General features: G+C 71.7%; 11 protein-coding genes. 5 read left to right on the top strand and 6 right to left on the bottom strand.

What is annotated here, in order from left to right; all coding sequences use genetic code 11:
- Positions 1-4 precede the first annotated feature (4 nt).
- The 6 genes from CLV40_RS09125 to CLV40_RS09100 form a co-directional block, all read right to left on the bottom strand.
- A complete protein-coding gene (locus CLV40_RS09125; protein ID WP_181043397.1) occupies positions 5-1234 on the bottom strand; it encodes a class E sortase in 1230 nt (409 codons plus the stop codon).
- A 138-nt stretch (positions 1235-1372) separates the two neighbouring features.
- Positions 1373-2095 (bottom strand): FadR/GntR family transcriptional regulator, encoded by a 723-nt coding sequence (locus CLV40_RS09120; RefSeq protein WP_374065475.1) that lies wholly within the window; start codon positions 2093-2095, stop codon positions 1373-1375.
- A gap of 2 nt (positions 2096-2097) precedes the next feature.
- Positions 2098-2868, bottom strand: a complete 771-nt coding sequence (locus CLV40_RS09115) for a 3-oxoacyl-ACP reductase (RefSeq protein WP_104478423.1) — start codon at positions 2866-2868, stop codon at positions 2098-2100.
- Positions 2869-2870: 2 nt separating this feature from the next.
- On the bottom strand, positions 2871-4232 hold the full coding sequence (locus CLV40_RS09110) for an aldehyde dehydrogenase family protein (protein WP_104478422.1): 1362 nt from the start codon (positions 4230-4232) through the stop codon (positions 2871-2873).
- Complete coding sequence (locus tag CLV40_RS09105) at positions 4229-4960, bottom strand: gamma-glutamyl-gamma-aminobutyrate hydrolase family protein (protein WP_104478421.1); 732 nt, start codon at positions 4958-4960, stop codon at positions 4229-4231. Before CLV40_RS09105 ends, CLV40_RS09110 begins: the two co-directional genes overlap by 4 nt.
- On the bottom strand, positions 4941-6302 hold the full coding sequence (locus CLV40_RS09100) for a glutamine synthetase family protein (RefSeq protein WP_104478420.1): 1362 nt from the start codon (positions 6300-6302) through the stop codon (positions 4941-4943). The genes CLV40_RS09105 and CLV40_RS09100 overlap by 20 nt, the downstream gene beginning before the upstream one ends.
- Before the next feature lie 309 nt (positions 6303-6611).
- Here CLV40_RS09100 and CLV40_RS09095 point away from each other — a divergent pair, with 309 nt between their 5' ends.
- The 5 genes from CLV40_RS09095 (at position 6612) to CLV40_RS09080 (ending at position 13305) form a co-directional block, all read left to right on the top strand.
- Positions 6612-8063 carry an amino acid permease gene (locus CLV40_RS09095; RefSeq protein WP_104478738.1) on the top strand — a complete coding sequence of 484 codons (1452 nt, stop codon included), beginning with the start codon at positions 6612-6614 and terminating at the stop codon, positions 8061-8063.
- Positions 8064-8649: 586 nt separating this feature from the next.
- The gene (gene argS, locus CLV40_RS09090; protein ID WP_104478419.1) at positions 8650-10389 is read left to right on the top strand and encodes an arginine--tRNA ligase; all 1740 of its coding nucleotides are present in this window, start codon (positions 8650-8652) and stop codon (positions 10387-10389) included.
- 46 nt (positions 10390-10435) lie between these two features.
- Positions 10436-11026 carry an isopentenyl-diphosphate Delta-isomerase gene (gene idi / locus CLV40_RS09085; RefSeq protein WP_342752255.1) on the top strand — a complete coding sequence of 197 codons (591 nt, stop codon included), beginning with the start codon at positions 10436-10438 and terminating at the stop codon, positions 11024-11026.
- 520 nt (positions 11027-11546) lie between these two features.
- Positions 11547-11693: a hypothetical protein gene (locus CLV40_RS37830; RefSeq protein WP_181043396.1), complete on the top strand. Its 147-nt coding sequence runs from the start codon at positions 11547-11549 to the stop codon at positions 11691-11693.
- A 439-nt stretch (positions 11694-12132) separates the two neighbouring features.
- Positions 12133-13305 carry a glycosyltransferase gene (locus CLV40_RS09080; RefSeq protein WP_104478417.1) on the top strand — a complete coding sequence of 391 codons (1173 nt, stop codon included), beginning with the start codon at positions 12133-12135 and terminating at the stop codon, positions 13303-13305.
- The last annotated feature ends 64 nt before the right edge of the window (positions 13306-13369 follow it).

The raw sequence follows: 13369 nt of genomic DNA, 5'->3' as shown, positions 1-13369 counted from the left end.
TCTTTCAGCGGGTCTCGCGCAACTCCACGGGCACCGCCGCCCGATCGGCGGCGTTCTTGGGCTGTTCCCGCACGAGGACGCCGTGCAGGATCATCCGCTGCCTATTCGAGAACTTCGGGTGGCAGGTGGTGAGGGTGATCAGTTTCCGCCGCTGGTCCACCGGGATTCGGGCGGCCGGGTTTCCCGGGATCGCCGCGACGACCTCGCTGTGGTCGGGGGTGACGATCTGGCGGCCGACCGCGGCGGCGTAGTCACCGGTCAGCGGCTCGACCTTCGCCGAGCCCGGGGTGCCCGCGCAGAGCGGGTCGGCGCCGCGGTTCGCCCAGTTCGCGGCCTCGTCGGTGGTCGGCAGCATGCGGTAGACGAACCAGCCGGTCTTGGTCTCGACGACGATGGCGTCGCAGGCCTGGAGCAGGTCGAGGTCGTTGAACGGCGCGCCCTTGCCGACCCGGTGCCCGGCCACGGCGAAGTTGCCCGGCTCCCCCGGCAGCGCGGACTTCTTGTAGTGCCCGGGGCCGATTTCCAGATCGGCCGTGGAGGTGCCCTCGACGACGGTGAAGTGGTAGTCCTCGCCGAGCGCGGGGATGTAGAGCTTGGCCATCCCCTGGCCGTCGGCGAATTCGATCTTCTGCTGCCGCTCGGGATCGCCCTGGTTCCATTGGTCGTCGAGCGCGACGGTCACGTCGTCCTGTTTGCCCGCGGAGATCAGGTCGGTGATCCACACTTCGTAGACGACGAATAGCAGGACGACGAGACCGGCGGAGACGAGCAGTTCACCCGCGCCGAGAACGATCTTCGCACCGGTGCCGAGTTTCTTCCGGGGCGGTTTGGCGGGCGATTCCGCGATTTCGTCGTCGAACGGGTCGCGGGGTTCGTCGCGCTCGTCCACGGGGTCGACCACGGGCGGGGCGACCGGCTTGATGATCTCGGTCGGGGGTTCGGGGGCGCGCCGCGGCGGGGCGGGGCGCGGGGCGTCGAGGCTGCCGTTCAGGGACCCGTTGAGGCTGCCGTGGAGTGAGCCGCGGTTCGGCCGGATCCGCTCGGTGGGCCCGTCGACGGGGCGGCGGACCGGGCGGATGAACTCCGTCTTGGCGTCCGCGGGGTTGCGCGCGGGGCGGGGTGGGGCGGCGCGGTCGGGCAGGCGGGTGGGGGTGCCGGGCGGCGGGGGCAGGCGGCGGTCGCGGGGCTGCTCACGGCGTCGGTCTTGGTCGCGTGGCCGGTCCTGGTCGCGCATCTGTCCACCCCCTCGTGCGGTCTGGTGACGCTCTGATGTCAAGAGGTTAGGCGAGAGCGGCGTTCGAGGGGTGTGAATCGGGTCCAGGCCACAGTTGGTGACACGGAGCGTGGCCGCCGGGGTCACCTCATGTCCGGGTCAGGCGAGGAAGCCGCGGAGCAGGGAGGCGGTGCCCGCCAGGTGTTCGGCCATGGCGGTGCGGGCGGCGGGCGGGTCGCCGTCCAGGATGGCGTTGACGATGTCCCGGTGCTGGGCGTCCGAGTGCTCGATGTTGGCCGGGATGCGGGGGATGGCGGCGAGCAGGGCGTTGAGCCTGCTGCGGACGTCGGCGACCGCCCCCGTCAGCGAAGGGGCGCCGGTGGCCTCGGCGATGGCCAGGTGCAGCCGCGAGTCCGTGCGGCGGTAGTCGGTGGGCGGGGCGGAGGCGCAGTCCTGCAGGCACGCCCTGAGGTGGCGGCGGACCTGGGGGCCCAGCGCCCGGGCCGCGGCGGTCTCCGCGGCCCCGGTCTCCAGCACGAAGCGCAAGGTCAGGGTGTCTTCGACGGCCTCGGGCGACGGCGGTGGCCCGGCGACCGCGCGGTGGGTCGGCACGGGGCGGACGAACGTGCCGCCGTAGCGGCCCCGGCGGGATTCGACGTGGCCGGACTCCTGCAGCGCCCGCAGCGCCTCCCGCAGGGTGACCCGGCTGATGCCCAGGCGGGCGGACAGCTCGCGCTCCGGTGGCAGGCGACCGCCCGGCGGGATGGCGCCGAGGCGGATGGCCTGCAACATCCGCTCCATCGTCTCCTCGAACGCGTTGCCCGTGCGGACCGGGCGGAACAGCGCGTCGGCGAGGACCGGCGGGACTTGCTCGGGGTGCACTGCTACAGCGGTGTCACGTAGGCACCGGAGATGCCGCCGTCGACCAGGAACGACGACGCGGTGATGAACGACGAGTCGTCACTGGCCAGGAAGGCGACCGCGCCCGCGATCTCCTCGGGCTCGGCGAAGCGCCCCAGCGGGATGTGCACGAGCCGCCGGGCGGCGCGCTCGGGGTCCTTGGCGAACAGCTCCTGGAGCAGGGGCGTGTTCACCGGCCCCGGGCACAGCGCGTTGACCCGGATGCCCTCGCGGGCGAACTGGACGCCCAGCTCGCGGCTCATCGCCAGCACCCCGCCCTTGGACGCGGTGTAGGAGATCTGCGACGTCGCCGCGCCCATGACCGCGACGAACGACGCCGTGTTGATGACCGACCCGCGCCCCCGCGCGCGCATGTGCCCGATCGCGTACTTGCTGCACAGGTACACCGACGTGAGGTTGACCTTCTGCACCCGCTCCCACGCCTCGATGCCCGTCTCCAGGATCGAGTCGTCCTCCGGCGGTGAGATGCCCGCGTTGTTGAACGCCACGTCGACCGACCCGTAGGTGTCGACGGTGGTCTGGAACAGCGCCTCGACCTCGGCCTCGCTGGTCACGTCGACCCGCACGAACAGCCCGTCGACCTCGTCGGCCGCCGCCGGGCCGCCGACGGTGTCCACGTCGGCCACGACCACCCGGGCGCCCTCCGCGGCCAGCCTGCGGACCGAGGCCAGCCCGATGCCGCCTGCCCCGCCGGTGATCACCGCGACCCGCCCGTCCAAGCGGCCCTGACCCATGCTCACTCCCGAGTATCGATGAAGACGTTCTTGGTCTCGGTGAAGCCCGCGACCGCGTCCGGCCCGAGTTCGCGGCCGAGGCCGGACTGCTTGAACCCGCCGAACGGCGTCCAGTAGCGGACCGACGAGTGCGAGTTGACCGAGAGGTTGCCCGCCTCCACCCCGCGCGCCACGCGCAGGGCACGGCCGACGTCGCGGGTCCAGATGGAGCCGGACAGACCGTACTCGGTGTCGTTGGCCAGGCGCACGGCGTCGGCCTCGTCGTCGAACGGCAGCACCGCCACGACCGGCCCGAACACCTCGTCGGTCACCGCGCGGTGGTCGGGGGTGATGGGGGCGAGCACGGTCGGCGGGAACCAGAAGCCCGGCCCGCTCGGCGCCGCGCCCCGGAACGCGACCGGGGCGTCCGCGACGTAGCCCGCCACCCGGTCGCGGTGCGCGGCGGAGATCAGCGGACCCATCCCGGTGTCCTCGGCACCGGGGTCACCGACGACCACCCCGGCCACGGCCCGCTCGAACAGGCCCATGAACTCGTCGTACGCGGAGCGCTCGACCAGGATCCGGGACCGCGCGCAGCAGTCCTGGCCCGCGTTGTCGAACACCGCGTAGGGCGCCTGGGCGGCGGCCTTGGCCAGGTCAGCGTCGGCGAAGACGAGGTTGGCGTTGTTGCCGCCCAGCTCCAGGGTCACCCGCTTCACCTGGTCCGCGCAGCCCGCCATGATCCGCTTGCCGACCTCGGTGGACCCGGTGAACACGACCTTGCGGACCAGCGGGTGGGTGACGAACCGCTCCCCCACCACCGGGCCGGTGCCGGGCAGCACCTGGAAGACGTCCTCCGGGATCCCCGCCTCGCGGGCCAGCTCGACCAGCCGCAGCGCGGTGAGCGGGGTCAGCTCGGAGGGTTTGAGCACCACGGTGTTGCCGGTGGCCAGCGCGGGCGCCAGGCCCCAGCCCGCGATGGGCAGCGGGAAGTTCCACGGCACGATCACCCCGACCACGCCCAGCGGCTCGGCGAAGGTGACGTTCACCCCGCCCGGCACCGGGATCTGCCTGCCGAAGAGCCGCTCGGGCGCGGCGGAGTAGTAGTGCAGCACGTCGCGCACGTTGCCCGCCTCCCAGCGGGCGTTGCCGATGGTGTGCCCGGCGTTGGCGACCTCCAGCCGGGCCAGGTTCTCCAGGTCGGCGTCGACGGCGTCGGCGAAGCGGCGCAGCAGCCGGGCGCGGTCGGCGGGGGCCACCGCGCGCCAGTCCGGTCCGGCGGCGTGCGCGCGGGCGATGGCCGCGTCGGTCTCCTCGACGCCGACCAGGTCGATCTCCACGACCGTCTGGCCGGTGGCCGGGTTGAGCACCGCGTGCGCGGTCACCTGGTCTCCCTCCGGTCGCGGGCCGCGCGCACCAGGGCGGCGAAGACCCGCACGTCGTCGGTGTTCTGCTCGGGGTGCGACTGGAGGCCGACGCAGAACCCCGGGCCCGCCAGCTCCACCGCCTCGACCGTGCCGTCCTCCGCGGTGCCGACCACCCGCAGGCCGTCGGCGACCCGGTCCAGCGACTGGTGGTGGTGGCACAGCGTGGACACGGACTCGCCGAGCACACCCGCCAGCACCGAGCCGGGCACCAGGCTCAGCGCGGTCTTGCCGAAGGTGGCGACCTGCGGCTGGTGGTCGGTGGTGCCGATGACCTCGGGGGTGTGCTGGTGCAGGGTGCCGCCGAGGGCGACGTTGAGCACCTGCATGCCGCGGCACACCGCGAGCACCGGCAGGTCGAGCGCGAGCGCGGCGTCGAGCAGGGCGAACTCGGCGGCGTCGCGCTGCGGCTGCGGGGTGCCGGTGGTCGGGTGCGGGCGCTGGCCGTAGCGGCGCGGCTCGATGTCGGCGCCGCCGGAGAGCACCAGCCCGTCGAGCCAGCCGACGGTGGCCGCGCGCCAGTCGCCGATCGGCGGCAGCAGCACCGGGTTGCCGCCCGCCGCGCGGACCGCGTCGAGGTACTCGCGGTGCAGCACGGCGGCCTCGGTCTCCCAGATGCCGAACGTGGCGGGCTCCAGGTAGGTGGTGAGCCCGATGACCGGTGGTCGGTCAGAGACGTTCGAAGCCACGCAGGCGCTCCCAGTCGGTGACGGCCGCGTCGAAGGCCACCTGCTCGACCCGCGCGGCGTTGCGGTAGTGGTCGACCACGTCGGCGCCGAACGCCGCCCGGGCCACCGCGCTCGACGCCAGCCGCTCGGCGGCGTCGCGCAGCGTGCCCGGGACGCGCGGGTACCCGCCCGCGTAGGCGTTCCCGGTGCACGGCTCGTCGAGCGGCAGTTCGTGTTGTACGCCGTACAAGCCGGCGGCGATCATCGCGGCGACCGCGAGGTAGGGGTTCACGTCGCCGCCGGGCACCCGGTTCTCCAGCCGCAGCGACGGGCCGTGGCCGACCACGCGCACCGCGCAGGTGCGGTTGTCCAGGCCCCAGGCCAGCGCGGTCGGGGCGAAGGAACCGTCCGCGAAGCGCTTGTAGGAGTTGATGTTCGGGGCGAGGAAGTAGGTCAGCTCGGGCAGGCAGGCGAGTTGGCCCGCGACGAAGTGCCGCATCAGCGGGGAGAAGCCGTGCTCGCCGTCACCCGCGAACACCGGGGTGCCGTCGGCGTCGCGCAGGCTCAGGTGGATGTGGCAGGAGTTGCCCTCGCGCTGGTCGTACTTGGCCATGAAGGTGAGGCTGGTGCCGTGCGCGGCCGCGATCTCCTTGGCGCCGGTCTTGTAGACGGCGTGGTTGTCGCAGGTGGCGAGCGCGTCGGTGTAGCGGAAGGCGATCTCGTGCTGGCCGGGGTTGCACTCGCCCTTGGCCGACTCCACGTACATGCCCGCGCCCGCCATGCCGTTGCGGATCGCCCGCAGCACGGGTTCGACCCGGCCGGTGCCGAGCAGCGAATAGTCCACGTTGTACTGGTTCGCCGGGGTCAAGCCGCGGTAGCCGGAGTTCCACGCCTGCTCGTAGGTGTCGGTGAAGAGCAGGAACTCCAGTTCCGTACCGACGAACGCGGTCAGCCCGAGTTCGGCGAGCCGGTCGAGCTGGCGGCGCAGGACCTGCCGGGGCGAGACCGCGACCGGGCCGCCGGAGACCTGCTCGACGTCGGCCAGCACCAGGGCCGTGCCCTCGTGCCAGGGCAGCGGGCAGAGCGTGGCGAGGTCGGGGCGGAGCACGAAGTCGCCGTAGCCGGTGTCCCAGGACGAGGCGCGGTACCCGTCGACGGTGTTCATCTCGACGTCGACGGCCAGCAGGTAGTCGCACGTCTCGGTGCCCGACTCGACGACCTCGTCGAGGAAGTACCTGGCGGAGAGCCGCTTGCCCTGCAACCGGCCCTGCATGTCGACCATGGCGACCAGCACGGTGTCGACCGCGCCGTCGGCGACCAGGTCGCGCAGTCGGGGGAGCGGCAGCGCCACGCGCTCGCGCATAGGCCGACCTCCTCCGCAAAGGTTCAGCACGTACCCCATTGGAGAGGGTGCCCACAGCATGCTGGCAGTGCCGACCCACAAGTGCAACCGCCGGACGTGGAACAAACAGTGACACCTCGAAACTCGTCGTGGCCGGACAGCGCCACCCGCTGCTATGATCCACATCACAGCAATTGGTCTGTTAATGGTCTGTGCGCGATCCAATGCGGGCGGTTGTCCGACGGGGAGGCGACGGTGGCGGAACCGGGGGCGGACGCGGACGAGGCCCGGCTGCACGCGCTGGGCTACGCGCAGGAACTGCGCCGGTCGATGTCCGGGTTCACGAACTTCGCGGTGTCCTTCACGATCATCTCGGTGCTGTCCGGGTGCCTGACGCTGTACGGCTTCGGCATGAAGACCGGCGGACCGGCGGCGATGATCTGGGGCTGGCCGCTGGTCGGCGTGTTCGTCGTGCTGGTCGGGCTGGGCATGGCCGAGATCTGCTCCAGCTACCCGACCGCGGGCGGCCTGTACTACTGGGCGGCCAAGCTGGCGCCGCACAGCGGGCTGTCCGGGCCCGCGTGGGCGTGGTTCACCGGCTGGTTCAACCTGGTCGGGCAGGTCGCGGTGACCGCGGGCATCGACTTCGGCGCGGCGCTGTTCCTCAACGCCTTCCTCGACCTGCAGTTCGGCTTCGCCGCCACACCACCGCACACGATCCTGCTGCTGGCGCTCATCCTGCTGGCGCACGGCGCGCTCAACACGTTCGGTGTACGGGTCGTGGCGGTCCTCAACGGGGTCAGCGTGTGGTGGCACCTGATCGGGGTCTCGCTCATCGTCGGCGTGCTCGTCGTGGTGCCCGACCACCACCAGGACGCGTCGTTCGTGTTCGGCGAGTTCGTCAACGGCACGGGCTGGGGCTCCCCCGTCTACGTGTTCCTCATCGGCCTGCTGCTCGCGCAGTACACGTTGACCGGCTACGACGCGTCCGCGCACATGACCGAGGAGACGCGGAACGCGGCCACGGCCGGGCCGCGCGGGATCGTGCACTCGATCCTGGTGTCGCTGGTGGCGGGCTGGGTGCTGCTGATCGGGCTCACGTTCGCCATCCAGGACTACCGCGGCGCACTGGAGTCCCCCACCGGCGTGCCGCCCGCGCAGGTGTTCCTCGACGCCGCGGGCGCGACCACGGGCAAGTTCCTGCTGCTCGTGTGCATCGGCGCGCAGTTGTTCTGCGGGATGGCCGCGGTCACCGGCAACTCGCGGATGATCTACGCGTTCGCCCGGGACGGCGCGATCCCGGGATCGGGGCTGTGGCACCGGATCAACAAGCGCACGCGGACGCCGACCAACTCGGTGTGGCTGGCGGCGGTGGGAGCGTTCCTGCTCGCCGTGCCGTACCTGTGGAGCTACACGGCCTACGCGGCCGTGACCTCGATCGCCGTGGTCGGCCTCTACACCGCCTACGTGGCGCCGATCTACCTGCGGGTGCGCGCGGGTGCCGCGTTCGAACCCGGACCGTGGCACCTCGGCCGCTTGGGACGTCCACTTGGGACGGTTGCGGTGATCTGGGTCGGCTTCATCTTCGTGCTGTTCATGTTGCCGCAGGTGCATCCGGTTACGTGGGAGAGTTTCAACTACACGCCGGTCGCGTTCGCGGTCGTGCTCGGCGGCGCGGCACTGTGGTGGGTGGTGTCCGCGCGGCATTGGTTCACCGGGCCGAAAGTCCAAGGGAGCGCGGAAGAGTTGGCCGCGGTCGAGCGTGACCTGCGTTCGGCGTAGAAATGGGAACCGGGAAAAACCCCACCGGACCGGTACCTTGCGAGGTTCACGGCGGTTAACAAATACTGGCAGCAACAAAATGACGACGACGGCCACGCGACGCGAACACCGCTCAACGGTCCGGGAAACTTCATCGAGGGCTGAAGTCCCGGGACCCTGCACCCGCGAGGGGTGCTCGACGGCGCGGGTGGAGTTCCCCGGGGGATCGGGGAACACGTGGCAGCGGCGGTGTCGGCGAGGAGTCGCCACCGCCGCGCCCTCCCGGACCGGTCCACCCACCACAGTCACGTTCCGACTGCCGTGACCCGAGACACGCCAGGTCGACCCGGAGACCTCCCCGCCGGAGCCTGTCCCGCTGTACGGCTCCGAAGGGCGTGGGGCCGCCGCCCACCGCACGGGCGGCGGCCCCGTCGCCGTTCCCGGTGGGCACGACCGCCGCGCTGATCGTTTCGGCCATCGCTTGACTCCCGAGTAGGCAGCCCCGCGAGGTGCCCTGGACCTGCGGGTCCGTGCCCGCCCGGGCGCTGGGGAAACTCGCTCGGCGGGGGCTGGGATACTGGGTGGAACAGGTTAGGGAGGTGCCAGGGTGGCGCACGGAGATGTCGGACTCGAACTGGGTGCGCGGGTGGCCGGGGCGCTGCGCCGCGGGCTCGACGTGGAGATCACCGCGGTCGATGCCGTCGTCCGTCCGTCCACCCGCGATGGCGTCGACTACCAGTGCAACGCGGCCATGAGCCTGGCCAAGCGGCTGGGCAAGCCGCCGCGGGAGGTGGCCCAGGCCATCGTGGCGCACCTGGACTCGGCCGACCTGGTCGACGAGCCCGAGGTGGCGGGCCCGGGGTTCATCAACCTGCGGCTGCGCGACGGGTGGCTGGCGGATCGGGCCGCCGCGCTGCTCGGCGACGAGCGCCTCGGGGTGCCGACCGCCGACGAGCCGCGCCGGTACGCGCTGGACTACGGCAGCCCGAACGTGGCCAAGGAGATGCACATCGGGCATCTACGGTCGTCGATCATCGGCGACGCCATCCTGCGGCTGCTGCGCTTCGCGGGCCACCAGGTCACCCCGCACAACCACCTCGGCGACTGGGGCACCCCGTTCGGCATGCTCATCGAGCACCTGCTCGACGAGGGCGCCGGCGTGGAGGTGGCCGAGCGCGGCATCAGCGACCTCAACCGCTTCTACCAGCAGGCGCGGACCAAGTTCGACGCCGACCCCGCGTTCGCCGACCGGGCCCGCGCGCGCGTCGTGGCGCTGCAGGGCGGCGACGAGGAGACGCTGGTGCTGTGGCGGGCGCTGGTCGCCGAGTCGACCCGGCACTTCCAGAAGGTCTACGACCTGCTCGGCGTGCGGCTCACCGACGCCGACATCTACGGCGAGAGCTTCTACAACCCGTACCTCGACGCGGTCACCGCGGACCTGGAGGCCAAGGGCCTCACCGAGATCAGCGACGGCGCGGTGTGCGTGTTCCCGCCCGGGTTCAGCAACCGCGAGGGCAACCCGCTGCCGCTGATCGTGCGCAAGAGCGACGGCGGCTACGGCTACGCCGCCACCGACCTCGCGACCGCGCGCTACTGGGCCGAAGAGCGCGACATGACCGACCTGCTGTACGTGGTCGGGAACCCGCAGGCGCAGCACTTCGCCATGGTGTTCGCCGCGTCCCGGCAGGCGGGGTACCTCACCGAGGGGCACACGTCCGTCCACATCGGATTCGGCACGATCCTCGGCGAGGACGGCAAGACCATCCGGACGCGCGCGGGCGGTTCGGTGAAACTGGTCGAGCTGCTGGCGGAAGCGGTGGAGCAGGCGGAGAAGACCGTCGCCGAGCGCTCCTCGCTGGACGCCGCGCGCCAGGCGGAGGTCGCGCGGGCGGTGGGCATCGGCGCGGTGAAGTACGCCGACCTGTCCAGCGACCGGGAGAAGGACTACGTCTTCACCTGGGCCCGGATGCTGGCCAAGGAGGGCAACACGTCGGTGTACCTGCAGTACGCCAACGCCCGCTGCCACTCGATCCTGCGCAAGGCTGAGCAGGAGCCCGGGGGTGGGGTCCGGATCACCGACCCGGCCGAGCGGGCGCTGGTGCTCAAGCTGCTGCAGCTGCCCGCCGCGGTGGCGGCGACGATCGAGGCGTACGCGCCGCACAAGCTCACCGGCTACCTCTACGAGCTGGCGGCGACGTTCACCACGTTCTACGACAACTGCCCGATCCTGCGCTCGGACGTCGACCCCGACGACCGCGCGTCCCGGCTGGTGCTCACCAAGGTCACCTCGGACGTGCTGACCCTGGGGCTGGACCTGCTGGGCATCGCCGCCCCGCACGAGCTCTAAGACAGCCGGCTTGCCCGCCTCGGTGGGGCCAGGCACAGTGTGCGGCGTGAAGATCGCCGAACAGGTAGTGCTCCTCGACGAGGCGGGCGCGGCCGTGGGGGTGGCGGACAAGGCCACCGTGCACCACGGCGACACGCCGCTGCACCTGGCCTTCTCCAGCTACGTCTTCGACTCGGAGGGCCGCTTCCTGCTCACCCGGCGGGCCGCCACCAAGAAGACCTGGCCGGGGATCTGGACCAACTCGTGCTGCGGCCACCCGGCCCCGGGCGAGCCCCCGGCGGCGTCGGTCGAACGCAGGCTGGTCGACGAACTGGGCCTGCCGGGCCCGCACACCGTGGAACTGCTCCTCCCGCGCTTCCGGTACCGCGCGGAGATGCCGGACGGCACGGTGGAGAACGAGATGTGCCCGGTGTACCGGGTGGTGCTCGCGGGGAGTGCGGAGGCGGCCCCGAACCCGGACGAGGTGGACGCCACCGAGTGGGTACCGTGGCTGGACTTCGTCGACGCGGTCCTGTCCGACCGCCGCGAGGTGTCGCCTTGGTGCGTCTTGCAGGTGACCGAACTGACTACCCTCGGCCCAGACCCCCTCACCTGGCCCCTGGGCGACGAGACCCACCTACCCCCGGCGCTGCGTTGAGCACCGGCGTGTCCAGGCCGTTGCGGCGCTGGTAGCTCCTCCCCTGGAGTCGCCGGGGCACGTACCGCAAGGCCATCGGCCCGACGGCGACCGGAGGTGACTCCGCCGTAACCAGCGACGACCTCAGCCTCGGTGCGCGCGTCAGGCGCGCGCGCAACCGCGGGCTGTTCACCCAGGAAACAGTTGGCCGAGCAAGCCGAAGTCAGCGTGGACCCGGTGCGCAAGCTGGAGCAGGAGGTGCGGCACACCTCCAGCACGAGTTCCCTGACCCGCAGGGCGCGGGCGCTGGACATCGAACTCGCGCAGCTGCTCGGGCAGGCGGACACCATCCAGGCCACAGTGGATGAGGAAGCGGTCGGCGTGCTGGCCATCCGCGACGAGTTGAGCGCGCTCGACTACAACCTCTACGCCACACCGTTCGGGCCGACCAACGCGGGCATCGCGGCGGTCAACGCGGCGGTGGAGACCGAACAGTTCGATCGGGCGGTGGCCTTGGGGACGTGTGCCCTAAACCGGGTGGGTGCCGCCGACCTGGCGGGCGCGGTACCTGCTCGACCTGGCCATCGCGCACAGCGAACTCGACCACGACGAAGCCGCGGTGGATCAGCTGCTGACCGCGGAACGCACCGCGCCCGAGTGGCTGCGCTACCACACACTGGGCAGGTAGACGGTGCGTGAGCTGGCGGAACGGGCCAAGCGGCGGCAGGCGCCGGTGCAGCAGCTCGCCGACCGGTTGCACATCGACCTCTGACACCAAGACCACCGCGAAGCCGACTGGGACACCACGTCCCAGTCGGCCTCCTCGTTCGTGGCGGGTAGGAAGCGCTGTCGCTGCACCCGCCTGCCCGAACCGGCCGGAGTTGCCGATGAGGCAACCATTCCCGGACGCCGCACGCCGGAACGACTTCGCGGAGATGGCACGAGCCAGGCTGGAGGATGTCGAGCAGGCGGTGCGAGCCATCGCGTGATCTGCGCTCCGGCCGGTAAAGGCATGGGTGAAACCACTGGTCCGCAGACCGACAGTCGGGTGGCAATTTTTCCGACAATCCAGTGGATACCGACAAATCCCGCTACCCACCGCTACCGAACTGCCTACCTTGGGCCTTGTGGAAATCCTCTTCACAAGTCTTCCTGCCCACGGGCACACCTATCCACTGCTGCCCCTGGCCATCGCCGCCCGCGACGCCGGGCACCGGGTCACCTACGCCACCTGGGAGTCCTTCGAGGAGCCGCTGGCCCGGCTCGGGTTCGAGTTCTTCCGGGCGGGCGGCGACATGCAAGCGCTGTTCCGCGAGGTGATGGCCGGGTTCGGGGTCGCGGAGTTCGACTCCCCCGCCGGGCTCGACCCGCAGCTGATCCGGCGGACCGCGGCGGCCGTGTTCGGCAGGCGGATGCCGGAGAACTTCATCGCGGACCTCCGTCCGCTCATGGTCGAGCGGCGGTTCGACCTCGTCGTGTACGAGGCGGCCAACGTCGGTGCCGGTATCGCGGCGCGCGCGGAGGGCTTGCCCGCGGTGTCGCACGCCGTCAGCCGCGGCGGGGTCATCCAGACGCTGCCCGGGTTCCTGGAGGGGTTGCGGGAGATCGCGGCCGCGAACGGGACCGAGATCGACCTGGACGCCGGGCACGAGGGGCGCGACCGGTACCTCGACATCTACCCGACTTCCTTGCAGGACGAGGAGGTCGCCGCTGCCCCGAACCGGGTGCCGGTGCGGCCGGTCGCGTTCTCCGAGCCGGGCGAGCTGCCCTCCTGGGTCCCGGAGCACCGGGAGAAGCTGATCTACCTGACGCTGGGCACCGCGTTCGGCAACCCGGCGGTGCTGCGGGCGGCCATCGACGGGTTGGCCGCGACCGGTCACCGGGTGCTGGTCTCGGCCGGTCCGACGGTCGACCCGGCGGTGCTGGGCACCCCGCCCGCCAACGTGACCGTGCAGTCCTGGGTGCCGCAGGCCGAGCTGCTCCCGCACCTCGACCTCGTCGTCCACCACGGCGGCTCGGGCACCACGCTCGGCGCGGCGGCGGCCGGGGTGCGGCAGCTGTTCGTCCCGCAGGGCGCCGACCAGTTCCTCAACGCCACCACCTTCACCGAGGCCGGGGCGAGCAGGCAGTTGCTCGGCGACGACGTCACCGCCGACGCCATCACGTCGACCGCGCTGGACCTGCTGGCCGACGACGCGGCGGCCGACGCGACCGCCGCGGTCGCCAAGGAGATCTCCGCGATGCCCGCGCCGGGTGCGGTGGTGGCCCGGTTCACCGAGTTCGCCCAACCGGTCAGCTGATCTTGATCAGCAGTGCGTGACGGCTACGCAGGGGTATGGCCCGATCGGGTCATACCCCTCTGCG

The organism is Actinokineospora auranticolor (assembly GCF_002934265.1).
In the GTDB taxonomy this organism is placed as follows: Bacteria; Actinomycetota; Actinomycetes; order Mycobacteriales; family Pseudonocardiaceae; genus Actinokineospora; species Actinokineospora auranticolor.
Note: the sequence above shows the minus strand (reverse complement) of the source record. Positions and strands in the feature narration are given on the sequence as shown.